The following is a 23,789-nucleotide window of genomic DNA, read 5'->3' as shown; positions in this document are numbered from 1 at the left end:
ATTCACACTGATCGCCTCCAAACGGGCCGGAGAATGGTTGCGGATCGAAACTGGAGGCGGAATTTCGTTCCAACCGCCGGTTGGTGGACGCGTTACCACTCATGCGCCTAATGTCGACTTGATCCGCGCGCACCTGGCAAGCCCGCCCACCCGAATCCCCCGCCTGGTGCAACAGCGCTTGATCGGCCCCGCCGTACTTCATGTGCGGCGGGTTTTTATTTACTCGCTGGAACACCGGGCCGGCGCGACGGTTCATCTCAACGCAGCAAGTCCCTCTTCATAAAAATTGCTGCCAGATCGTGTAGCACCGATCGGCCCCGCGTCCTTCTCCCGGAAGCGCGGGTTTTTTGCATGCTGGTTTGGGCTACTCCCCATTGACCTGCCGAGCGAAACCCTTGGTCGAATTCGTACATTAGGAATTTGGAACATAAGTGAGGCAGAAAACATGTGGCGCCATGGACAAGAGCAATGGCGATAATCTTCTTGAATGGCTTTCGAGCGGCCTGCCCGAAGATCAAGTGATCCGAGCAGACATCACGATGACGATTTCAAGAAAAACTGACGAGAAAAGTGGTCCGGCCGATTCGGTGGTCACGAAAGCCAGGCTGGATCACAGTCTCGTCCAGGAACAGGAAGAAGCTGACGCCTCCGTCGACCACCAACCATCCGTTCCGTTGCTCCTAGTCCTTTATGTGCTCTCGATGTTGGGATTGGTCGGATACGCGCTCGCGCGTTCGTATTTCTATAACGCCAGCCACCTCTGGCTCGCGCGGCTCTTGAGCAGATCGTATTCAAGTATTGCATGCCGGCATCGGCATGGTCCCGGAAGACTGCAAGGTCGCCGGCCTGTTCCCGGGCATGGACATCGCCAACAACGTCGCGGCGACGGTTCTCTCTAAAGTGTCCTCGGTGCAAATGTCTCCAATCGGAAGGCCGAGGCGCTGGCACGACGGCAGCCGTCCACGCAGGAGTTGGTCAAACTCGGTAGCCGCTGAGCCGCTAAAGCTCAGCTGAGAGTTGCCTTATCTCCCGCCTCCACGATCTTGTCGAGAACTGCTTCGGGCGCCACGTCCCGCTTCAGCTCCTTCAATTCCTCGTCTGCTTCCGTCTGGACGTCTAAACGCTTCGCAATCTCCTCGACCATCTTGATCAGCTTGGTCGTCTCGTGTTCGTTCAGCAGGCTGACCTGGAGATCGAGATCAGCCCGCGCGTCATCTTCGGCGGCCATTCGGTTCTGATTGATAAGCACAAAGGTGGAGAGAAATATTGCCTCCACGGACGCGAACATAGCTAAGATGACTAAAGAAGGATCCCAAGCCTGGACGATCGGAACGACACCAATGTTAAAGGCGATCCAGCCGCCAAAGAAAACAAGATGGATGTAGACGAAGATCATGCTGCCGGCAAACCTGCTGATTGCGGCGGCGGCCCTTTCCTCACGAGAAGCTGCTTTCGCCTCTCGCTTTCTCCGCTCGACGAGAGCCTCAATGTTGCGGGCCAACGCAGGAGCTAGCCCATCCGCGGCCGGCGTAGTTGGGGTGGCGCGTGCCGTATCGTTAGAGGGGACGCTGGAGTGCATAGGTCGCTCCTATCTCAACATCTGCCCCGATGCCTAACTGCGCATTTTGAATTTTGCTCCGTTAACCCCCCGGCGACGGCTAGCGCATGTACCAACAGGTAGCTTTTCGCGGGGAAGGTTGCGTCGCAAATCCGGCTTGATAGGCCATCGCCGTCCAAGTGTCGGCCGGCTCAGGAAATCAACCAAGCGAGTGTGGCTCTCGATGACGGCGAATTTCTCGTCTGTCACTGCTGCAAAGGCAACCGACAGCTCGTCCGTGAGCGGAATTTACACCGTTGCCGTCGCTTGGCCGATGCTCGCCAAGCCTCGACAATTGTTCTATGCTCTCCTTGGCACGGCATGGTCGTGAATGCGACACGGAAGGCTGTTGCCAAGGGGGATCCATGTTCGAAGTCGTCGAAGACTGGTGGAAAACGGGCTCGAGAAGCTGGTTAGCCCTAAACACTCTTGGCTTGCTCGTCGCGCTATCGGTGCTGTTGTTGCCTGGGCTGGCGAATGCACAGACGAACTGGACACTCGACCCGACGGCCTCCGTGCTCACCTACCAGTCGGTCAAGAAGAATACGATCGTTGAAACCAACAAGATCAGGAACATAGCCGGCACTCTTTCTTCGACGGGTGAGGCCAAGATCACCTTTGACCTCAACTCCGTCGATACGGGTGTCGACCTTCGCAATGTCCGCATGCGGTTCCTTTTCTTTGAGACATTCAAGTATCCGTCCGCCGAACTGACCGCAAAAGTGGACCCTGCCGCATTTGCCGACCTGGCGACCAAGCGAAGAGTGAAGGCAGTGCTGCCATTCCGCCTCAACCTGCACGGGGTCGACAAGGATCTCGAGGCCAATGTCGTCGTGACCATGATCAGCGACAGCATGGTCTCCGTCGCTTCGGAGACGCCTGTTGCCGTGCATGTCGAGGACTTCGGACTGCTGCCGAATGTCGACAAACTGCAGCAAGCCGCCAATGTGACCAACATTGTTCCGACCGCTTCGGTATCGTTCGATTTCGTGTTCAACGCCGGCGGCAGCAAGCCCGCGGCCGTGCAGACAGTCGCGGCAAGTACTGCCGACGTCGGACCCGTCGCCACCGATGCCGCGAAAGCGAACTTCAGCGACGAGGAGTGCCTCAACCGGTTCGCGGTGCTCTCCCGCACCGGGGCCATCTACTTTCGGTCGGCGAGCGCGCGGCTCGACAACCAAAGCCGTCCGCTGCTGGCGGAGGTGGTTGGCGTAGTCGGCAAGTGCCCCGGCCTGAAGGTAGAGGTTTCCGGCTACACCGATTCCGATGGGTCGCCTGCCGCCAACAAGCTGCTGTCGGAGCGCAGGGCCCAGGCCGTTGCCAATGCCATCGTTGCCGCGGGTATTGCCCGCACGCAGATCACGGCAACCGGGTATGGCGAGGAGCGGCCCGTTGCGGCCAACGATACGCCGAAGAACAAGGCGCTCAACCGGCGGATCGAGTTTTCCGCCACCAAGCTCGTCAACTGAGGAAGGACCTCTTGTTCCGGCGGTGGGGCTTCGATCTGATTGTCGGCAGTGCCCTGCGCGCGATCGGGCTGGTGACACTCTCGCTGCTATTGACATTGACGGCGGCCAATGCGGAACGCCGTGTTGCTCTGGTCCTTGGCAACTCCCAGTACCAGCATGCGCCGGCCCTGACCAACCCGGTCCGCGACGCGCAGGCTGTTGCCGACCGCCTCGAGAAGTTGGACTTTGAAGTGGTCTCCGGTTTCGATCTGACCAAATTGCAGACCCAGACGACGATTGCGCAGTTCGCAAAGCAGGTGCGTGGCGCCGACATTGCCCTTTTCTTTTACGCGGGCCACGGTTTGCAGGTTTCAGGCAGCAACTACCTGCTTCCGGTCGATGCCGCACTGGAAGACGAGACCTCGCTTGATTTCGAGGCGGTGCCTGTCGAGTTCATTTTGCGGCAAATGTCGCGCGAGACCAGCATAAGACTGATTTTCCTCGACGCCTGTCGCGACAATCCCCTGGCTGAAGTGCTGACAAAGGCCGCCGGCGTCAAGGGAGCGAGAAGTGGGCTTGCCGAAATCCCGATCGAGAATGGCGGCGCGGGCACGCTGGTCGCGTTTTCCACCAGTCCCAATCAGGTCGCCTTCGACGGATCGAGCGAACATTCCCCGTTCACGTCGGCGCTGCTTGCCCATATCGGAGCCACGAACGTCTCCATCACCGACGCGATGAACATGGTCACCGCCGATGTTTTCAAAGCAACTGCCGGCAAGCAGCGCCCGTGGATCAATGTCTCGCTGACCACCGAGGTCGTTTTGCACAGGGTCGATCTCAACGCGCCGCTGATCGTCGGCGAGGCGACTGCCCCGCAACAACCGGAAGGCGGCTCAGATGGGCGCAACGCCACCGCAAATTCGTCAGGCGACGATGAGGCACAGCTTGCGCTTAATGTCCTGCGGCAGAAAATCCCGAAACTGGCCTCGGACGATCCGATCTTTTTCGACCGACCTGTCAATTTTGGAGATCCAAAGATCGACGGCAAGAGTATCGCCGAGCTGATCACCGGCAAGCCGCTCTTCACTCCTGTGGAGGGGCTCGACAAAGCGGTATGGCAGGGCAAGCACTGCAATGGCTGCCACGAGTGGGATGAGGTTCGGCTGTGCGAACAGGCGAAGAATTTCGCCGCCAACGATGTCTCCGTGCTGCGCCTGCAACACCCACTTGGGACGCGCTTCAAGGTGGCGCTCGCCAAGTGGGCGCAAGGCGGCTGCAAGTAAGATCTGGACTTTGGTTCGACCGGCAAGGTGACCCTAGGGGAACCGAGGGGTCGGCCATTATGGATGCTGCGCCGGGAGGCATTACGCCTGAAGCTATTGCCGCAGCCGTCAAGGCCGTCTGACGGCAACGTGGTGTCCCTTAGAACGGCCGTAGCGGCCATCCGTGCCCTGTGCCCACACGCAGACGAGACGGACCTCGAACTGTGTGAAATTGTGATCGATCTGGCGACACATGATAGAAGGGCCGTCCTGCTCGATACCAAAGAATAGCTAAGGAACAAATCGGATCACCAGGAGGTTCGGACCTATTCGCATGTAGGGCCGGCCATGGTTGAGTTCGACGAAAAGAAACAGAAGGTTATCGCCGACCTCATACGACGGTGGATCACGTCAGAAGCCATCCGCGACTACCTTCGCAAGGCGCTAAATCTTCCGGTAGAACAGGGGCTTCCGGATGAGCACAAGTCTTTGCTTGATGAAATTGATCGAGCCGACAAAGAGTGACCGAATGATTGGTTTCCTCCCCTGGTCAGGGCGGAAGTAACCAGTCTAACGTACCACGTCTGCAACGCACAGGCAGCAGCAAGGAACTCATGAAGTGCACCAAGCGTGGGCCGTCAGTGGGACCTCGTGGCAATCGTCAGGTGTTGCGCAAGCGGCTAGGATTGGAAGTCGATCAAGAAATGACGGAGCACTTTGCCGTATTGCTAGCCGCGCTTGATCAGCGAGAGCAGGAACTGCCTGACGACCCTTCGGTACGCTCTCGTACATCGAATTGATTTCAAATGTGCCCGTCAAGGCAACGCTGCCCAGAGAACACCAAGATCGCGGGAGCAGGGGCAGCAGCACGTTGCGAGACCTCATTCTCGAGGGCTGAGACTGGTGGCCCGCACAATCCACCCGACGCCCCCCGCTAGACCGAGGAAAGCACCGAGACGAAGACACGCAAGACGGTAGCCAACCCGCGGATGAGAATCTGGTCAACCGTTATCTCTGGGCCCACCCTTGGCCCTGTGCAGTTCCAGCCAATCCGACTCCTTTGGACACTCGCGCAAGCAGTTGTTCCCTCTCGCCTTCAGCGCTGACAGGGAACATGAGAGACTAGTATGCGTCCGCGGATTGGCGCAGCGCCTCGATCTCGGCCATCTGGAGACCCATTTCGACAAAGGCAGATAGAACGGCAAAACGGTCCGCGAGTGCAACACGCGCCAGCCCTGCCAGAACTCCGGCATTGACGGCATGGGCGGCAGGAAACGGCTGTAAGGCCGGCGGCTCTTCTGCTGCGCGGCCGACAGATCCGCCAGCAACAAGGCCATTGTCACGCCATCCGGCAGCCAAGGCAATCCAGGCGCCCGGGGTTGTGGGCGGCGCTGCTGTTGCCTGGCCCAGTGCGGCGCGATGGTGGGCGCTGCCCGGTTCGCTGACCCAGTTGCTGACGAGTGCGAGCAATTTTTGATCGGTCTCGTCGAGCAGCTCGCTCAGATGCCCAAGGCATTCATGAGCCCACCAGACCGCAGCCCGATCCGGCAGCAGGTAGGCACAAAAGGTGATTGCCTCTTCGGGAACGCGCCCGGCGAGGAGATCGCGGCAAAACTCGATCGAACGCTGTTCGGTTGGAAGGGTTCGCATGTCTCGGGCAGCGGCGGGACAAGCTATGAAAAGATCCCGTGCCGTTTTGAATCGGAGCCCGTTGGCCATGACGCCACGCCTTCATCGAGAGCCTGTGGGCACTCAAGCCCGCAGCGCGGCGCGGGTCAAGTCTCAACTCGCGGCGGGGTGATGACCGGCGACGCAGCCGCGGCTCGGTATTTCCCGCAGACAATTGCTTCGGAATTTGGTATGTTCACGGTTGGTAATATCGGATGCTCAACAGGAGTAACCGCTATGCGGTGGGCCAGTTCACCCTTGGTGTTGGCGGTCGTGGTTTTCTCGACCCATGTTTACGCCGACCCCGTCCAGAAATCAGAAGACATCGTCAAGTTTTTTGCCGGCGCGGCCGACCTTGGCAAGTCGCGTGGAATTTGTGTTGGCACCGAGGAGCAGTGCAAGAGCAAGACCAAGGCAAAAGACGGACCCGCCGACAAATCCAGTCTCGACATGCTGATCAATTTCGGGCTCGATTCCGCCGAACTTGACGCAACCGCGCGCGCCGAGCTCACGGAGTTTGCCAAGGCCCTGAAGGACAACCGGCTGAGCACTTTCCACTTCGTCGTCGAGGGCTACACCGACGCTTCCGGTCCGGCAAAATACAATGAGCGGCTCTCACAGCGACGGGCGCAATCTGTGACGTCCTTCCTGACATCAAACGGCATTGAGGCTGCCCGCATCAACCCGATCGGCCTGGGCGAAGCGCATCCGCGCAGCCCCAACCCGTACGATGCTGTCAATCGGCGCGTGGAAATGCGCATAAAGACCGAGTAGCGAGAAGCTGGCGCATGCCGCCGGAAAACTGTGCGGCAGTTTCCGAACCACAACTCGCATTGCCACGGGCAGGGCAGTCGTTTGAATGCCCGCTGTCGGTCCTTCAGTACGCCGCCCACCACCACACCGGCGCCGAAAAGCAGCGCCTTGGTTGGGAAATCGCCGACCCGGGGAACCAATCGGTCTGCGTCTCCGAATCGGCTGCGACTTGCCCGCGCCATGCCCTGGCTCAAAGCGCATTCTGAACGGAGCTCAGCATCGCCGTGATCACCTGTTTATACTTTGCGAACTCGGGAGATGTCTGCCGGACCTCAGTGGTGGTCGTCGTCTGCTGGCTCGCCGCGGTCGTGGCTGGGCTGAGCTTTCGACCCATCTTCCTTTCGGCCCAGTCCACGACATAACTGGCGGTCTTGCCGGTGAGAAAGGGATTGGCCTGAATGACGGCTGACCCGAGCACGGCGCTCAGCTCCGCCGAACCCGACGCCGACAGCACCTGATGCGCGCCCTCCATGCCGAGGAAATGGCACAGATAGAGCCGGCCGGCTGTGATCTGGTGACCGCGCGCCCGAAGATAGGCTTCGCCCTCTCGCGCCAGATTGCGAACCATCTCGCGCGAGATCGTGGCGTCATAACGCAGGGCAAGCAGGTCGGCGGTCGAGAGCGTGCGTGCAAGTTCGGGGCGGTACGTATTCATCATCCGGATCCAGGTCTTGGTGATGAACTGGCCGGCGCCGGTCGCTGAAGAATTTGGGTTCTTGGCACGGGCACTGCCGCCACTTTCGACATGGACGATGCGGTCGGTGAGCGTTTCCACGGCGGAAAAATCCGAAGCGACCGCGGTAACCGTGCCCAGCGGGTCGACCGCCGCGCCATTCTGGTAGAGTTCGAAATGCAGGTGCGGTCCGGTCGACAGTCCGGTGGTGCCGATATAGCCGATGATGTCGCCTGCCTTCACCTTGGTGCCGACGCCGCCCACGATTGCGAATTTCTGCATATGCGCATAGCGCGTCTCGCGCCCGCTTCCGTGCGAAATCTTGACCAGATTGCCATAGCCGCCCCCATCGCCCTGGAAGCTGATTTCGCCATCGAAGGCGGCTGCGATCGGCGTGCCGACGGGCGCCGCCCAGTCGACGCCTTTGTGAATGCGAACGGTGCCCAGAATTGGGTGCTTGCGCGGCCCGAAGGTCGAGGTCAGGACCCCATTGACCGGTGTGACCATGCCGTTGGTGACCGTCAGCGAGCGGACCTGATCGTCGCCTGTCACGCATGCAAACTGGCCATCGCCCTGCTGGAAGACGAAACAGTCGAGACTTTTTGTCGTGCCCTGGACACCCACATACAGCACCCGCCCGGCGCCTTCGTCCTTGCCGCGTGGCGTCTGCGAATAGATCAGCACAAGACGCTGGTCCTCGCTTGCGAAGGCGTCCAGATCCTGACCTCTCGACAGATACATGATGGCTTCGCCGATCACGCCGGTCGGAACGCTGTTGCGTGCCGCTGTCGAGTAGATCGCGTCGAGCAGACGATACTGCCTTTTGTGGCCGCCTTCCGCCGGCGCGCCCGAGTAGTTGAACAGATCTTCGCGTACCCAAGGGTCGACCCCCGATACGAACACGCCGGCGGCGTTACGCGTCAGCGTACCGACAAAGACGTTCTTGGCGTAGATCGACACCTGCATGAGGGACATCGTTGTCGTCTCGCGGGTCGGCCGGTATCCACGCATGGCCACGACATAGCCCGGCTCCAGGCCGTTCCGGCCGAAGAGCGCCTTCAGCGCCACGCCCGCCTGCTTGGCGTCGTCGGCCGAGAAATGTGCATCGAGCGCAACGCTATCCAAACTGCGATCGTTGAGGATCTTCACGAACGTGTCTTCCGTCGCCTCGAACCGCTGATATTCGTTCGTGACAGTCGCGACGCTGGTGTTGTTTTCGATCTGGGTCTTCTGGAACGCGGGAAGAGCTGCATCGCCTGCATCGATTGTTTCAGCCCAGCCGGCCTCGGGGTCATCGGCCTCGGCCTGTTGATCGGCAGCAGGCGGGGGTTCGTCCGCGGCAGGAGATGGCTGAAGATTATTCTGCAGATCGCTGGGGGCTGCGGGGGCGGTCTTTCGTTGCGCCTGGAAGAATGCAAAATCCTCCTGCGTCGACGGTATGGTCGTCATGAATTTCTCGCTGGCGCTAAGCATGACGTCGGACAAAATCTCGATCTGTGGCGAAACCCCGGCCTGGTCGAGTTCGGCCGGACGCGGAACAACGCGGCCTTTCGTTGCGGCGGCGGAATCGGGTGCGAGCGTGATCCACATCGGGTCCCCCGCCAGGCCGATAATGGCAGGCACATAAACAGAGGCATCGGCCGGCACATCGTCGGCCCCTTCGACCGCATGCAGCTCCTCGTCTTCGTCGCCAAACGACCAATAGTCCGCGGTGAGGTAGAAGCCGGCGGCAATCGAACACAGGAAAACCGTGGCGAGGCCGGCAAGAAGTCTGCGCCAAAACCTGCCCCGGCGAAGGGCAGCGCGTGCTTGCTTCTTCTCCTTGAAGCTGGTGTCGATAGCGTGCGTCACGGACTGCTTCCGGTCAGGAAAAACGTCCAACGCACCTGTTCAAGCGTATCGACTTCAACAAATCGCGCGGCAATATGGCCGCGCTGCCAGCATTCGTCGATGCCGCGTATCGAGAAACGTCGCCGCTCAATGCACATTTCGATCGATCCGGTCAGGATCGCGTGGCCGAAAACGTCAGTGGCGTAGAGGTAGATGTAGCGGTTCGTCAGTTCCTCGCGGATGACGTTCACGCACTGATTTGCGCCGATGGTCCACCAGCCATCGGTCTGGTCGGCATTGTCGACCTCCTGGCCGACGGCGAGGTTGACGACGTCGAGCGTCTGATTGCAGACAGTGAATTCGGCGCGCGCTTCGTTGCATGAGAGCACGGCCAGCAACGCGGCGGCCGAAATGACGGCAAGCCTCATGCGGCCCCTCGAGGCAAGCAAGGTTCGAAGCCGGCCATGCTGCTTTAAGGGCAGGTCGGAAGACGAGCGGGGCAAACGCGAGCTACGGAGTTCCATCGGACGCCCATGCTATCCGCCGAGCCGGAAATACTTGGCGCTGGCCGAGAACTTGGATCCGTTGGCCTCGATTTCCTCGACAATTTTGGGCAACAGCTGCGAGGCCGGCATTGGCGTGGAGAACGCAGCCGCCTGGATATCCTGGGGGCCGGTGATCACCATGATGATCTGCGGCACGGCCTTGCCTGCAGCCCTGTCGGCGGCGCCGAGACCGATCGGAATGCTGAAGGTGGCCTTGTCCGATTGAACGACCATGCGGTCATCGAGGTTGAACATCATGCCTTTGTGGTCGATCAGCAGCACGCTGGAAATGAGCCCGCCACGCGTCACCAGCGTACCGCTGATCGGCGTACCATTTGGCACCGATGTTCGATCGAGAACAAGCTGCGGCTTTTCGCCAGCAGTCTGCCCCAGAAAGCGCAGGAAATTGGTGACTTCGCACTGGCTCGGCTCAATGAGGCGCACGTTGATGTCCGGCTCAACGTGGAACTTTGCCTGGAAATCAGCCAGCATCTGCTCGAATGGCTGGACCGCGGTTCCAAATCCTTCGATGGCAGCGGTCTTATCGGTTATCGACGTCACGCTGGCGTAGAAACAGTCGCCACCGCTGAAGTCGCGAACCCACGAGACACGCTGCGCTATGTCGTCGATCACCGGGGCAACTTCCGGCTTGGGCACGTTCAGGGCGACCGTGGCCTGCTCTGGTTGACTGGCCGGGGGCAGGTCGGCCTGCCGCCCTGCTGCGCTCGTCTCATCCTCCTGGCGTGCAGCCGCCTCGGGAATGGGCGCTGCTGGTATCGCCTTCGCTGGCCGGCTTGCCTGGTGTTTGGGCGGCGGCAGGTCGGCCTGCTGCTCCTTTGCCCTCGTCGCATCCGCCTGGCCTGCAGCCGGTTCGGGAGCTGGCGCGGCCGGTTTCGCCTCCGCCTGCTGGCTTGCCTGCTGTGCAGGCTTTTGGCCCGCCGCGGTGTCTGGTTGGGCTACGGGCGGCGGCGCAGCCTTTTCGACCGGCGGGAGGGCTGGAGCAAGCTTGGCAGGCGGCGAGGGCGTATCGGGCTGAATTGACGGCGTTGCGTTTTCCGCGGGCGGTTGCGCCCCACTTGCCGACGGCTGCGTTTCCTGCATTTGCGGGAGCATCTTGGGCGACGCTGCCGGCGGCGGCGTTCGAGCCGCGGCGGCATCCGCCTGATTTTCAGCTGGCGCTAATGTGGCCTCCGTTTGGGGCTTTGGGGCTGGAACTTCCTGTGGCGGCTCAGGGGAGTCCGCAACATTGTCCGTCGCCAGCGGCTTTGACGCCTCTGCCTCAGGAATTGACGCTTCGGGGACAGGCATTGTTGCTTGTGGTGTAGGTTGTGGTGGCTCTGGCGCGGAAAGCGAGGTCTTGCCGGCGCTCGGCGGTGGGGGCGTTGTAAAGCCGCTGAAATAGAGGCCGGCAGCTGAGGCGAGAGCCAATGTCGCGAAGGCAGAGATTGCGATGGCTCGGCCCTTTGTGGATTTTCCGGGAACAGCGCCCACGACCGCACGTGGCGGCGCGGCGACCGGTGAGGCCCGCGGTTCGGACAGCAGCGCTGGCCGGACATGCGGGACAAAGCGCTGCCCGCCCGAGCCCGCCAAAGGCGCGTCATGGCCCAAAACATTGGATGGCGGGGACGAGGCCTTCGGATCGGGCGCAAGGGTTTGCCCCGCCCGTGGCAAATCCGGCCTGTCGCGGTTTGGGATGAACGTCGGCGGCGTTGTCCCTTCGTCCTCGTCACGCGTCATCCTGGCGATTTCCGCCATGCTCGCCGGGCGGTCTCGCGGATCCGGCTGCAGCATGGCTTCAACAATGTCACGAAAATCGTCGTCGATGTCGGACAGGTCCGGCACCGTCCGGCGCTTTTCGATGATCTCGAATTGGGACCCGCTCATGTCGATCGGCTTGCCGCGCAGGGCGGCAACCAGCACCAGCCCCAGGCTGTAGATGTCGGACTGCTCGCTGACATCGCCGCTGTATAGCCCCAGCTGTTCGGGGGAAACGTAGTTGTACTTTCCCGCGAATTTTCCGCCGATCAGGGTCTCACCGCCGACGGTCGCCGATCGCGCGATACCGAAATCGATGATCTTGGCGCGGTCAACCCGCCGCCCGGCAAGATGATGTTGTCCGGAGAGAGGTCGCGGTGAATTGCTCCCGCCTGATGCACGGCGCTCAGACCCGACGTGAGGCGATGGCAGAGCTTGCGCACCTCCTCAGTCGGCATTGGGCCACGTCGCATAATGTCGTATAGCGACTCGCCGTCGACGAATTCCATCGCAAGATAGGGACGACCGATCCCTGGATCGATCGTGAAGACGTGATATCTCACGACCGCATCATGCGAGAGGTGATTGAGGATCGACGCTTCCTTGCGGAACAAGGACAAGATCGTCGGGTCGCGGGCAAATTCGGGCAGGACGATCTTGATCGCGACATGGTCGCCAGTCTGGATGTTGTGGCCGCGGTAGACCTCACCCATGCCGCCGAATGCGATCCTCTCGTCAAGTTCGTAGATGCCGCTGAGCTGCGTGCCGACGGCTGTGTTGGCCAGTTGCGGCGATATTCGCGTCTTGTCGTCGGCGCTCATCAGCCTCAACCCTCCGCTCTGGACAGATCAGGGTAGGGGGGGTGCCCATTGCTTCTGCTTGCGAATTTTACCAGTACAATCGTAACATTGTCTGTCCCGCCTCGCTCCAGCACCGTTTTCAGCAGAGCCTCACAGGCCGCCTGAGGTGTTGCAGTCACGACCGCGGCGCCGATTTCGGCATCGGTCAAATGCGCAGTCAGCCCATCGGTGCACAACACAAAGATGTCTCCCGGCATGATTTCCCCTTGCTGGAAATCGATGACGATTTCGTCGCTGACGCCTACGGCATGCGTGATAACATTGCGGCGCGGCCACGTGAGCGCCTCGGCTGCGCTGATCATACCGCGGTCGAGAAGTTCCTGAACTTCGGTGTGGTCCTTCGATATCTGCGAGATCGAGGCGTTGCGGATCAGATAAACCCGGCTGTCGCCCGCCCACAGGCAGGCAAATCGCCCATCCATCGCCAACAGGGCGGCAACGGTGGAGCCGATGGTTATGCCGCGGGATTCGGAGATCTTGCGGATCTCGGCGTTGGCGCGGCTCAGCCTGTCCTCGAAGCGCGCACGAAGATCCGGGGCGGAACTGGCAATGCCGATCGTGGCCAGATGATCGACAATGCTGGCTGAAGCGACCTCTCCGGCTTCATGCCCACCCATTCCGTCGGCCACCACCCAAAGGCCAGTCCGTGGCTCGACCAGATAGTTGTCTTCATTGTGCTCACGGACACAGCCATTGTGGCTCACGCCGAAGCTTTCAAAGGAAAGGGCGACATCGCTCAACTTGCCACCAAGCGCTTCTCGAAGCGTCCTCTGCAGCGCACTCTCAGGCGCTCGCTAGCGCCACTTTGCCACAGGCTCGAATATTAAAGTATCGAAATCTAGCTTTGGGCGCGAATCCCGATCCTTATCGAGCATGTTCGACGAAGTTGCAGCAGTGCTCGAGATTTATGGCAAATCGTCTCGCTGCCCGCCAAATAGACAACAGCTAGCGCCGGCAGCGACACGCCCGTTCTCAATACTGTTCCTTCGACGAACGCTGCTCGTCCGGCTCCGGCCGCGGCGGTTGCTTGCCCGGATCGGGAAGGCATCGTTTGACAGGGCGACGGTCTGGATATGCACACCAACCAGGCGTTCGCTGATGCCGCTCATTGATGCAAGACAAACCTATAGTCGACTAGATTTCGCGATCTTACTTGCCCTCGGCGAGGCTCAAATCCATCACAAAACGCCTTCGGACAGCTGAAGCCACCGCCGGATTACGACCACGACGACTGATTGTGGGCGGTTATCGGGATCGTGGACGCTCACACAGTCGCCGTCGACGAGATTGGCGGGAAACGCCACCAAATTGGTTCCCCCAGCATGACGCAGCGACGGAAACAGGATGCCACGAAACCCACCGGTGATCACTTGATGCGAGCTTCCAGGAAGACGGTATTTTCCTGTCGATACGGGCAATCTGGCGCCAAGCGCAGTCCCACTCCTTCCAGTCGCTGCTCCAGATGTGGGGGTCGAAACCTTGTGAGAGGTCAACGACCTCGGTAAGCGTAATTTTGTAGGCAGCGAGCGTCGCCGGCGGCGTGATACTGGCGCCTTGCTTATATTCCTCGAGCGCTGTCTGGGGTGCTCGCGACAGATACAGCGCTTCGACCCCCGGCCAATTGAAGCGGCCACTGTCGGAAGCTGCGCCCGCACCGCTGGTCGGGAGGAAGGCCCATTTGGGTGTTAGGTAGCGATGAAAGATTTCGTCGGGACCGACGCGAGAGATTTTCACCCGCGCGCGCCATTCTCAAGATCGCGAACAAACGCGAGAACCGCCTCGACTTGGCCGTTGGCGACAAGTTCGGCCGCCGTGCGATGCCCATAGTCGGCGATCGGCTCGTTGCGATACCAATAAATGGCCCTGTCAACATCGCCGGTGAGTTCCGTCGCCGCCGAGATCACCTTCACCATTTCGCGCATCCTGCCCTGCAGGCGCTCGGAGGAAGGGTTGCGCAACGTATTTCGATGGACGCCTGTTAGCTGCGCCAGATTGGCAATCTTCACACCTAGGGCCTTCGACAGGCGTTGGGGCGAGATATAGGGGGTCCGAGGCTCCTGAAGGCTGTCAACGAAGCCGGAGACCATTGCGTTGTATGCATGCTGAACCGGCGGCATGGGAAACCTCAAAAATTCATTACTGCACAATATATGCACATAATAATGCATATCAAGCGCACAGGCAAATGCGCTTTATCCCAGACTTCACTCTGATGCGACTTCACCGATGGAAGGACAATCCGTGATCGCAGGACTTTTGGCACCCTAGTTGCCCCAGGTGAGGCTCAAATCCTCTCAAAACGCCTTCGGACAGCTGAATGCGGAAAGTGCGGGAAGGAAGAACGGGCTGGGACCGGAACCGGTCTGGATCGTATAGGCGACGTCGCGTCCGCCGACTACGAAGCGCGCCTCAACAGTTCCGTCTTTGCTGGTGATCGTCGCCTTGTCCAGCAACCGCTTCAGCGACCACGGCCCTTCGAAGCTGATAACGGATTCGCGGCCCGGCATTTCCGGCATCAGCCTAAGACTGGCGGATCTCGAGGCCGGACCGGTCGGCCACGACACCGTGCTTGGCGTGTTGCCCGCCTGGTTGCTCTGGACGATCTGGCCATCGACGTCGAGCACCGCAGCATCTGCATCTCCATTCAGCGAGAACGGGGTAAAGGTCAGGTTGACCGAGGGCATTGATCCGCCCGAGGGGAAAAAGGCGTTGCGGATTTCCGCAGCCAGCTGGAAGTCCTTCAGCGTCGACTTCGACAGGTCGCGCCCAAAGCGCCCATTCTGTTTCCAGCTCCAGTCCTGGCCGCTCATGTCGATCAAGGAAGCAAGGTTGTGTGCGAAGAACCGGTCCATCAGGCCACCCGGAGAGAACAACTTGGCGAAGTCCGCCATCGCAATGTCCTTGGTACCATCGCCGGCGAAGGGGTAGCGGCCGTTGACCGCCTCCTCGCAGGGCTGCGTGACGGCCTGGTCGAGCATCTCGTTCAAATTCGTCAACGAAATTTCAGCCGCGTTGCCCTCAAATTCGTCTGCAGTTGCGTTGACCATTCTGCCGAGTTGCTTGGGCAGACGCGATGCATTGGCGCGAAGGGTGGCTATCTGCAGCTGCAGGTTGGCGTTTACACGTTCCGTCTGCGAAGGGACCTCGGTTGCCAGTTGCAGGCTCTGGTGGATATCGCGAAAATTCTGGGTCAGCGCATCGATCGGTCGGTGTCCAAAAAGACCGCTTACCAGAGCCTGGAAGGACCTGAACTGCGCTTCGATGTTTGCCCCGGGGCTCTGGCTTTGAAATTTCGCGGACCCGGTACCGGCACGGCTTTGCGATTTTGCGGAGCTAATTTGAATGCCAATGCGAGCCAGGCCCTTGGCCATGTCTGCGGCGTCCTGGGACTGGCGCATGACGGTGCCGGCTCGTATCCCAGTGCCCGACTCTTCGCCGGAGACAGGGTCGCGCGCCAGGGCTGTTTCCTCGGCAATCGCGGTAAAAAGCTGTTCGATCGGCGAGCTTGGCGAGGCAACGGCGGAAAGCGCGACATAGTGCGGCTTGTCGTTCAGCATGGCTTTGAATTTCAAACCATCAAGAACGCTGTTCCATGCGACTGCGAACTCCTTGCCGTAGCGGTCGAGAAGTTCGGGGCCGAGCTGGAGCAACTCCTGGTCGATACCGCCTTGCTCGCCGCCACCGCCCAGTACCCACTGGTCGTCGACGAGTGTCTGCGCAATGCGCGAAAGCTGTCCGAGATAAAAGTTGTTGAATCCGCCATGGGTGTAGAGACCGGGAACACGGAGCTTCGACAGATCGCCGCCATCGACGCGCTCGAACACAAGTTGCGCTTCCGGCCCGCCTTTTTGCGAAACAGAAAAATCGTCCAGCGCAGCCGCGTACACCGCCGACTTGATCAATGCGGACGCACGATCGGCAAGGCTCATGCGCCCGAGTGAACGTTGGGCGGCTTCCACAAGCTGCTGGTTGAGTTCGAAAACCGGGTCATAGGCATCATCCAACGCAAGCATGGCGCGTAAGTGCTTTTCGAGCTGCGCGCGTCCTTCCCGGTTGCTCTCGCCTGGATACCGGTTCTGTTCCCAATCCTGCTTCATCCAGGAGATGATCAATGCGTCATCGACCTTGGGTGCCTTGCCGCCGAGCATCAGGTAAATCTTGAGCGGTTCGTAAAGCGCGGCGGGCTCAGCCATCGTCGACTGGACCGTCCGCTCCGCTTGAATAAGCAGACGCGACCGCAACATTCGTTCCAGTGCTTGCCGGTAGGCCGTTGTCGATGCCGAAAGAAGCCTTTCCCGCTGGCTAAGGCCGAACGTTTCCGCGATCGGTGTCGGTAAGTCACTGGTTTCGAAACCGGCCGGCATGTTGCGCAACTGGTCGAGCGGCCCGATGACGTTTTCAAGGTCGACATCGGTGACCGTCGTGCTGTTGAGCAGGGCGTCCGCTGTCTCGCGATATTGGCTCATCGCCTGCGTCGTGGAGGCGATCAGCGAGCGGTTGGCCACGAAGCTCATCCCGAGCGCGCCAAGGGCTATGGCTGTGATCAAGGCTATGATGCCAAAGCCGCCATATCTGAGGGCCGCTGCCCGCCTCTCGGTCGCTCGGTCATAGGAAACCCATCCGGATTCGGCGAAAATGACATCAGTCAGGAGGTCGTGCAAAAAGAAGCTCTTGCCGGTCCCGGACAGATGGGGGCGGGAATTGTTGCCGAAGCTGCGGCCGATTACGCCCAACACCTGATCGATCGGCGTTCCCTCTTGGGTCCCCGACGAGAAGTAGAGCCCACGCAAGCTGACATTCACCTGCCTGCGGACCGGATCGAACAGGCTGGTCACGAAACCGGCAATTCGGCCCTTGAGCGCGTAAAACTGGGCCGGAAAGCCAAAGATCGATATGCGCGCGACGGGATCAGCCTCTTCCTGCAGGCGATCAGCCATCTCATCCGCCAAGCGGTTCGCCAGTGCATCGAATTCGGCCGGAGCCTCACCGGCCATGTTCTTGTTGCGGTCTGTGGTCTGGAATGTCGCGCCCCAGACCTTGCGCCTGCGCGGCTCCTCGAAACTGCCGAAATAATCCATGAAGCCGGCAACAAGATCGGCCTTGGTGAAAAGCAGGTACACCGGAAACTGGATTTTCAGCGTCTCGTGGATCTCCCTCAGGCGACTTCGTATTTCAACGACATGGGCGTCGAGCTGCTGGTCATCGAGGCTGATGAGATCGGCAAGGCTGATGGCCAGGATAACCCCGTTGATCGGTTGTCTGGTGCGGTATTTCTTGAGCAGTGACAAAAACGCAAGCCAGCTCTTGCTGTCGCTTCCAGCATTGGAATCCTGCGTGGTGTAGCGTCCCGCCGTGTCGATCAGCACGGCCTCTTCGGTAAACCACCAGTCGCAGGAGCGGGTGCCGCCAACACCGGCCACCGGCTGGGCGTCTCCTGAACCGGCAAGCGGAAAACTCAGACCCGAATTGACCAGTGCCGTCGTCTTGCCGGCGCCGGGCGGGCCAATGACGATGTACCAGGGAATGTCGTAAAGGAAATTGCGCTTGCCGCTCGACCGCTTGAGTGCTGCGATGGCCTCACTCATGCGCGCCTCGAGCACCGGTGAATCGTCATTGCCCCCGTCGTTGCGGGCAATGACGATCTCGAGCGCTTTTTGCGCCTTTCTCACCTGCCAGACGCGCACTGCGTAAACGAGGGCCGCGGTCGCCACGATCGTGCCGATGATTGTCGCGCGCAACCAGACAGGTCCCAGCGGCCGGATATCGGCGAAGCGGATCAAAGGTCCAGCAAACCAGATCGCCGCCGCGAAACCGGCCAACGCGGCCGTGCTGAATATCCGCGGCAGCCAACGCATCATGGGCGTTTCCGACCGGCGGTGTTCACAGCGTTTCCTCCTTGGGGATCATCACGTCGACACGGCGGTTCTTGGCGCGGCCCTCGGACGTCGCATTGTCGGCAATTGGCTCATCTTCGCCCTTGCCATCGGCGGTTATTCGCGAGGGATCGCTAAGTTTCGCGGCGATCATTGTTTCAACAGCTTTCGCGCGGGCGACCGAAAGGTCAAAGTTGGATTTGAACGTGCTTGATTTCCGTGGCTTCACATTGTCCGTGTGGCCAACGATCCTGATTGGCCCTGGCTCGTGCTCAAGGGCTGCGGCAATCTGTGCGGCCAGTGGGAGAAACTCGGGTTTCACTTCGGTCTTGCCGGGCTGAAACAACACGAGATTGCTAATCTCAACAACGATGAAGTCGCCCTTCGTGACGACGGTGAGCCCGCCGCGCTCGACTTGCGTGGCCAGTGCCGAGCGGATGCGGTCGATCTGCTCGGTTGCGACAGGCGAGGCAGCTGTCGCCGGTTCGGCAAGCGGTGCCACACTGGCCCGCTCGATCGTCACAGGCGTAGAGGGATTGAGCGCCAGCAATTGCCTGGCGGCAGCATCGCCTTCATCGGTCATGAAAGCCCGCAACGTAAAGAACGCGGCCGTCAGCAGGGCTGACGCCGCTGCAGCAATACCCCAGAGCGGCAGGCGGGTCGAAGGCGGCATCATCGTCGCGGCCATGCCTTGCCAGCGGGGGGAGATGTCCTCTCCAGCGCGGGCCCTGAAGTAGCGAAGCGTCTCGTAGACGTCGCGCCGCACACGTTCGAGACTGGTATCGTCGCGCGCCAGCCCCCGATACTGGCCCTCAAATCCCAGGGACAGGCAGACATGCATCAGCTCGACCAGGTCTAAGTGTGGCTCCGGATTGGCCAGCACCTTGTTCAATGCTTCGTAAAAGCCGGCGCCAGTGGCTTCGATGTGAAAGAACCGCGACAGCATAGAGTGCTGTGCCCAGGTGTCCTTGCCGGCCCAGGGCAGGTTGCCCACAAGATCGTCGGCGGTTTCGCAAAGAGCATACTTCGCGATCCGCGCATCCTCTTCGGGAACGTCTGTCTTCTCCAGCGTCCAGTCGAACCTCTCGATCGCATCGGCGATATGTTCGGCCAATGGCGCCGCGTGTCTTTCGACCGGCATGAGCCTGAGATGCCCGAACAGGACGAGCAATGGTGCTGACGCAGCGAGGATCGGATTTGCTGTCGAATATTTTACCGTGTCTGCGGCGCCGAGCAGCACCTCCTGCGCAATGGTCGGCCTTGACCCGGCTGCCTCGGCTCCGGCCGCTGCACCGGATGATGCTCCCTCATAAAGAATGGTTCCTGATGTCCAGTCCGGCGGCATATGCCGACCTATGTCAGGATCGAAAACTGTCGATTCCTTGACATGCGAGGGCCCGACGGTTTTCGCAATCGGATCGTTTGCGGCTGGTTTCGCATTCTGCCCGCGCCGTGGGCGGATGACGGTCTTGCCGACCGGGCCGAAAGGATCATCCTTCGAGCTCATCGCCGATATGCCGCTGCCATGCAGTGTCCGCGCTCGCGTGCGAGAGGCGCCAGATCCTTCCTGGCCGGATAGGGCAGGCAATGGTCCTTCCGGCAAGGCGGTCCGGAGCTACAAGAAACTATGGCGCCGCAATTTGACATCTGCCGCAGACCCCCAGGTCAATCAGGCTTACCCGCTTGGCGAACTGTCGTATGTGATCGTAATCGCAGATGTTGTCGATTGGAACATGATGCGGTGCGCCGATGCGTTTTTCTTCGTCAGCTACAGCGCCGCAGTTGTTTGTCCCGTCTATTTTTGCTTGTCAGCTTTGGAATACGCTTCGCTGAAATAGGCCAAGAATATATCCAGCATGCCGTTTTCGTGTGCTTCCTCCATGCTCCGCCACGTCCCGACAAACGCGTCCCATGCTTGGGCCTTCTTCGAGGTAAACGACGTCGGCGGGAGCTTTTTGCCGATTGCTTCCGGCGACAGGTCGTCAAGCAGTCGAGAGAGCGCAGCTTGCATGGCGGCATAGGTGGCAAATTCGTGCGCCTTGAGATCGCGGAATGCGTCTTCGACGCTGTGCCTGGCATCGAGATAGCCGGCCCTGCGCCGCGCGAACATGATTTCGAGTATGTCGTCGGTGCCCGGGACAAATTTGAGGGGATTGTTTTCAGCGGAGCTTATCATCGTTCGGTGTGGGCTCTTGGCCAATGTCTTTGCAGCCGCACGTGCCTTCAGCAGCATGGCCAGTTGCTCGACCACCGTGCGCAGCACTGCGCCGATTTCGGCAGCGAGTTCATGCGGATCACGCAATTGAAACAATTCCGGCGAAATGCCTGCGGCGATTGCAATTTCCCGCAGCACTTCGTCTGTCGTCGAAGGGACGGCCGCAGGCAGAGACGATGTCGATGGCGGTGCTTGCCCGGGCCATCGCTCTGCCGAACTGAAAAAAGGCTCGCCTCCGGAATCAAGCAACCGATCGGCCGCGACCGGCATGTGCCGTTGCGTCGAACCTCGGTCGGCCTCCGCATGACTTGGCGTTGCGTGCTCGTCGTCAATCGATACAAAGATGACGTAGCGGCCGACCAGGAGCCTGTCGCCGTGGTCTAGCCGGCGCGGACCGGTGATGCGTTGGCTCGATCCATTGATGAAGGTGCCATTGCGCGAAATGTCGTGCAGCCAAAACGCGCCTGCCTCGTATCGGATCTGGCAATGCCGGCCGGAGATGAACTTGTCAGGGTCGGGCAAGATCCAGTCGCAATGTTCGCGCCCGATTTTGAAGCTGCGATTACGCGATCGGTAGCCGGGCGACACGCCAGCGGGCAGGGCATCGACATTGCTGATCTGCAGACTGATTAACATGCGAAAATCGCCTGTGTGATCGCTGGCGGCCTTCCCGACACGATACTCCATGTTTTTAGAGTGGCTAATCCCAAATTTCGCGTTACGTGGCGCAACGCAAGGAGCGAACTCCCGACTCTGCAGACTAGGCCAGCTTTTCATGGTCCGCTTTGGCCAGCACAACAAACATGTGGTACGCTCGACATGGACTGGCAACCATCGAGGTCTGAAGTGATTTCGAGTTCCTGAACAGGATCCTCAAATCCGCCGCGCTGGCTGCCGGCCCAGGAGGGGGCACGACCCATGCCGAGTGAACAACGCGCCACAGTGGTGCAAACGCCAGTTGGCGCTGAGCTGTTGACCTTCACACATCTCGTCGGGCGAGATGAGATCAGTCGTTGTCTGGCCTATACGGTCGGGTTCGTAAGCCCCAGCCCTGATATCGATCCGCTGAAGATGCTGGGTGGCCCCGTCTCCATCGAAGGTGAAGCCGACCCCCAGCGCTGGTTCAGCGGCATCGTGTCGGACTTTCGCCTCACCCGGATCGAGGACCGGCTGGCCTATTACGAAGCAGTCGTCCGGCCATGGCTCTGGTTTCTCGGCAATACGACCGACTGCCGCATTTTCCAGAACATGAGCGTCATCGAAATCGTCGAAGAGGTTTTCTCGAAATACAGCACGGCAAAATTCGAGAAGCGCCTGCAAGGGTCCTATCCGCCGCGCGAGTACTGCGTCCAGTACGACGAGACGGATCTCGATTTCGTGCAGCGGCTGCTCGAGCACGAGGGCATCCTGTATTTCTTCGAGCATGGCGAGGGCAAGCACACGCTTGTGCTCGCCGACGCGATGAGCAAGCTGAAGCCGGCGCCGGGCTATGAAAAAGTGCCTTACCACTTCGAGGGGCAGGGTTCCCGGCGCGATGTCGAATACATCACCGAATGGATCCCGGGCAGTTCGGTGCGGCCGGGCGCCTATGTCCATACCGATTATGATTTCAAGAAACCGGGCGCCGACCTGATGGCCAAATCGGCCCAGCCGTTCAGTCACAAGTTGGCCACAGGGGAGAATTACCGGCAGCCCGGCGCGCATTTGGAAGTGGGCCGCGGCGACAGCCTAGCGGCGATCCGGCGCGAGGAAATCCAGGCGGTGCACCAGCGCATCGCCGCGGTTGGAACCGTGCGGGGCCTGTATTCAGGCTGCACGTTCAAGCTGGACGGCTTTCCGCGCGAGGACCAGAACCGGGAGTATCTGGTGGTGAGCGCCGAATACAGGCTATTCGACCCTGGCTACAGACCCCATGCCGACGTCGACAGCGAGAACTTCAAGGTGGTCCTTGGCGTGGCACCCACGGCCTTGCCCTATCGCCCGCCGCGGGTCACGACACGGCCGATCATGCGCGGGCCGCAGACGGCGACCGTGGTCGGACCTTCCGGCGAGGAGATATTCACCGACAAATATGCCCGCGTGAAGGTCCAGTTCCACTGGGACCGTCTGGGCAAGAAGGATCAGAACAGCTCCTGCTTCGTACGCGTGTCGCAGACCTGGGCTGGCAGCGGCTGGGGTTTCATCCAGATACCGCGCATCGGCCAGGAGGTCATCGTCGACTTCATCGAAGGCGACCCAGATCTGCCGATCATCACCGGCCGCGTCTACAACGCCTCCCAGATGCCGCCCTACGGACTGCCCGGCAACGCCACGCAATCCGGCTGGAAATCCGACTCATCGAAAGGCGGCGGCGGTTACAACGAGCTGATGTTCGAGGACAAGGCCGGCTCCGAACTGGTCAACTTCCAGGCACAGAAGGATCATAACCTTCTGATCAAGAACGACCGCAGCAAATTAGTGCAGCACGACCAGTCCGACCGCATCGACCATGACGCCAAGCACTCCGTCGGCCACAACCTCGACGAGGACGTCGGCAACAACAAGACGGTGAAGGTGGGCGTCGACCAGACGACGAATATCGGCTCCAACGATACGGAAACGGTGGGGTCAAACCGCTCGTTGAAAGTAGGGTCCAACGAGACCATCAGCATCGGCTCAAACTCGACCGAGACCATCGGCGCCAATCACGCGCAGACCGTGGCCATAGCCCAGGCGATCACCGTGGGGGCAGCGCGCGTGGACAGCGTCGGCGCGACCGAGACTCGCACGGTAGGGTCCGCGCAGACCAACACGATCGGGTCAAAACGCTCTGTCACCGTAGGTGCCGCTCAGAGCCATCAGATAGGTGCCGACGACAGCTGGAACATCGCGTCAAATCAGGACGTGACGATCGGCGGCACCCAGAAGTTCAGTATCGCCAAAGATCAGAACAGCCAGATTGGCGCGGGGAGGCGCACGGAAATTGCCAAGGACGACGGCACCAAGGTCGGTGGCGCCTTCCAGTTGGAGATAGCCAAGGCCAGCATGGTACAGATCGGCGAGGACGGCAAAATCACCGTCGCCAAGACATTTCTGATCGAAGCAGGCGACGCTATCGCCCTGAAATGCGGTTCGTCGTCCATTACGATGAAGAAGGACGGCACCATCACCATAGAAGGCAAGGACATCATGATAAAGGGGTCCGGCAAGATCAACGTGAAGGCGTCTAGCGACATCACCATGAAGGGCAGCAAGATAAATCAGAACTAGG

General features: G+C 60.3%; 18 protein-coding genes and 1 pseudogene. 6 read left to right on the top strand and 13 right to left on the bottom strand.

Going from position 1 to position 23,789, the window contains the following annotated elements; all coding sequences use genetic code 11:
* The first annotated feature begins 455 nt into the window (after positions 1-455).
* Positions 456-899 (top strand): hypothetical protein, encoded by a 444-nt coding sequence (locus RQ479_RS13065; RefSeq protein ID WP_376705384.1) that lies wholly within the window; start codon positions 456-458, stop codon positions 897-899.
* Positions 900-1,006: 107 nt separating this feature from the next.
* Here the strand turns inward: RQ479_RS13065 and RQ479_RS13060 are convergent, their stop codons facing one another.
* Complete coding sequence (locus RQ479_RS13060; protein ID WP_376705383.1) at positions 1,007-1,579, bottom strand: DUF1003 domain-containing protein; 573 nt, start codon at positions 1,577-1,579, stop codon at positions 1,007-1,009.
* A gap of 383 nt (positions 1,580-1,962) precedes the next feature.
* Here RQ479_RS13060 and RQ479_RS13055 point away from each other — a divergent pair, with 383 nt between their 5' ends.
* From RQ479_RS13055 to RQ479_RS13045, 3 genes are all read left to right on the top strand, one after another.
* Positions 1,963-3,066, top strand: a complete 1,104-nt coding sequence (locus RQ479_RS13055; protein WP_376705382.1) for an OmpA family protein — start codon at positions 1,963-1,965, stop codon at positions 3,064-3,066.
* Positions 3,067-3,077: 11 nt separating this feature from the next.
* A complete protein-coding gene (locus RQ479_RS13050) occupies positions 3,078-4,328 on the top strand; it encodes a caspase domain-containing protein (protein WP_376705381.1) in 1,251 nt (416 codons plus the stop codon).
* A gap of 327 nt (positions 4,329-4,655) precedes the next feature.
* Entirely contained in the window at positions 4,656-4,832 is a 177-nt protein-coding gene (locus tag RQ479_RS13045) for a hypothetical protein (protein ID WP_352719935.1), read from the top strand.
* Between the two features lie 597 nt (positions 4,833-5,429).
* Here the strand turns inward: RQ479_RS13045 and RQ479_RS13040 are convergent.
* Complete coding sequence (locus RQ479_RS13040) at positions 5,430-6,026, bottom strand: DUF6931 family protein (RefSeq protein WP_376705380.1); 597 nt, start codon at positions 6,024-6,026, stop codon at positions 5,430-5,432.
* Between the two features lie 81 nt (positions 6,027-6,107).
* Here RQ479_RS13040 and RQ479_RS13035 point away from each other — a divergent pair, with 81 nt between their 5' ends.
* Positions 6,108-6,749 (top strand): OmpA family protein, encoded by a 642-nt coding sequence (locus RQ479_RS13035; protein ID WP_376705379.1) that lies wholly within the window; start codon positions 6,108-6,110, stop codon positions 6,747-6,749.
* 229 nt (positions 6,750-6,978) lie between these two features.
* On the opposite strand, the gene RQ479_RS13030 is transcribed toward RQ479_RS13035, so the two are convergent.
* The 11 genes and pseudogenes from RQ479_RS13030 to tagH all read right to left on the bottom strand — a co-directional run bounded on the left by RQ479_RS13030 (position 6,979) and on the right by tagH (position 21,175).
* The gene (locus RQ479_RS13030; RefSeq protein WP_376705378.1) at positions 6,979-9,312 is read right to left on the bottom strand and encodes a M23 family metallopeptidase; all 2,334 of its coding nucleotides are present in this window, start codon (positions 9,310-9,312) and stop codon (positions 6,979-6,981) included.
* The gene (locus RQ479_RS13025) at positions 9,309-9,719 is read right to left on the bottom strand and encodes a DUF1036 domain-containing protein (protein ID WP_376705377.1); all 411 of its coding nucleotides are present in this window, start codon (positions 9,717-9,719) and stop codon (positions 9,309-9,311) included. Before RQ479_RS13025 ends, RQ479_RS13030 begins: the two co-directional genes overlap by 4 nt.
* Before the next feature lie 108 nt (positions 9,720-9,827).
* Positions 9,828-11,591, bottom strand: a complete 1,764-nt coding sequence (locus RQ479_RS13020) for a hypothetical protein (protein ID WP_376705376.1) — start codon at positions 11,589-11,591, stop codon at positions 9,828-9,830.
* 60 nt (positions 11,592-11,651) lie between these two features.
* A pseudogene (locus RQ479_RS13015) lies at positions 11,652-11,861 on the bottom strand (serine/threonine protein kinase); the annotation flags it as partial.
* On the bottom strand, positions 11,861-12,412 hold the full coding sequence (locus RQ479_RS13010; protein ID WP_376705375.1) for a serine/threonine-protein kinase: 552 nt from the start codon (positions 12,410-12,412) through the stop codon (positions 11,861-11,863). The pseudogene RQ479_RS13015 and the gene RQ479_RS13010, both read right to left, overlap by 1 nt.
* Positions 12,413-12,417: 5 nt before the next feature.
* Positions 12,418-13,191: a PP2C family serine/threonine-protein phosphatase gene (locus RQ479_RS13005; RefSeq protein ID WP_292655729.1), complete on the bottom strand. Its 774-nt coding sequence runs from the start codon at positions 13,189-13,191 to the stop codon at positions 12,418-12,420.
* Positions 13,192-13,696: 505 nt separating this feature from the next.
* Positions 13,697-14,185 carry an RES family NAD+ phosphorylase gene (locus RQ479_RS13000; RefSeq protein ID WP_376705374.1) on the bottom strand — a complete coding sequence of 163 codons (489 nt, stop codon included), beginning with the start codon at positions 14,183-14,185 and terminating at the stop codon, positions 13,697-13,699.
* Positions 14,182-14,568: a hypothetical protein gene (locus tag RQ479_RS12995; RefSeq protein WP_376705373.1), complete on the bottom strand. Its 387-nt coding sequence runs from the start codon at positions 14,566-14,568 to the stop codon at positions 14,182-14,184. The genes RQ479_RS13000 and RQ479_RS12995 overlap by 4 nt, the downstream gene beginning before the upstream one ends.
* Before the next feature lie 177 nt (positions 14,569-14,745).
* Positions 14,746-18,309 (bottom strand): type VI secretion system membrane subunit TssM, encoded by a 3,564-nt coding sequence (tssM, locus tag RQ479_RS12990; protein WP_376705372.1) that lies wholly within the window; start codon positions 18,307-18,309, stop codon positions 14,746-14,748.
* 22 nt (positions 18,310-18,331) lie between these two features.
* On the bottom strand, positions 18,332-19,831 hold the full coding sequence (gene tssL / locus RQ479_RS12985; RefSeq protein WP_376705371.1) for a type VI secretion system protein TssL, long form: 1,500 nt from the start codon (positions 19,829-19,831) through the stop codon (positions 18,332-18,334).
* 288 nt (positions 19,832-20,119) lie between these two features.
* Positions 20,120-21,175, bottom strand: coding sequence for a type VI secretion system-associated FHA domain protein TagH (tagH, locus tag RQ479_RS12980; protein ID WP_376705926.1), 1,056 nt, complete (start codon positions 21,173-21,175; stop codon positions 20,120-20,122).
* A 282-nt stretch (positions 21,176-21,457) separates the two neighbouring features.
* On the opposite strand from tagH, the gene RQ479_RS12975 reads away from it, so the two are divergent.
* Positions 21,458-23,788: a type VI secretion system Vgr family protein gene (locus RQ479_RS12975; protein ID WP_376705370.1), complete on the top strand. Its 2,331-nt coding sequence runs from the start codon at positions 21,458-21,460 to the stop codon at positions 23,786-23,788.
* Position 23,789: the final 1 nt, after the last annotated feature.

The sequence above is a fragment of the Mesorhizobium sp. ISC25 genome (assembly GCF_042295465.1).
Classification (GTDB): Bacteria; Pseudomonadota; Alphaproteobacteria; order Rhizobiales; family Rhizobiaceae; genus Mesorhizobium.
Note: the sequence above shows the minus strand (reverse complement) of the source record. Positions and strands in the feature narration are given on the sequence as shown.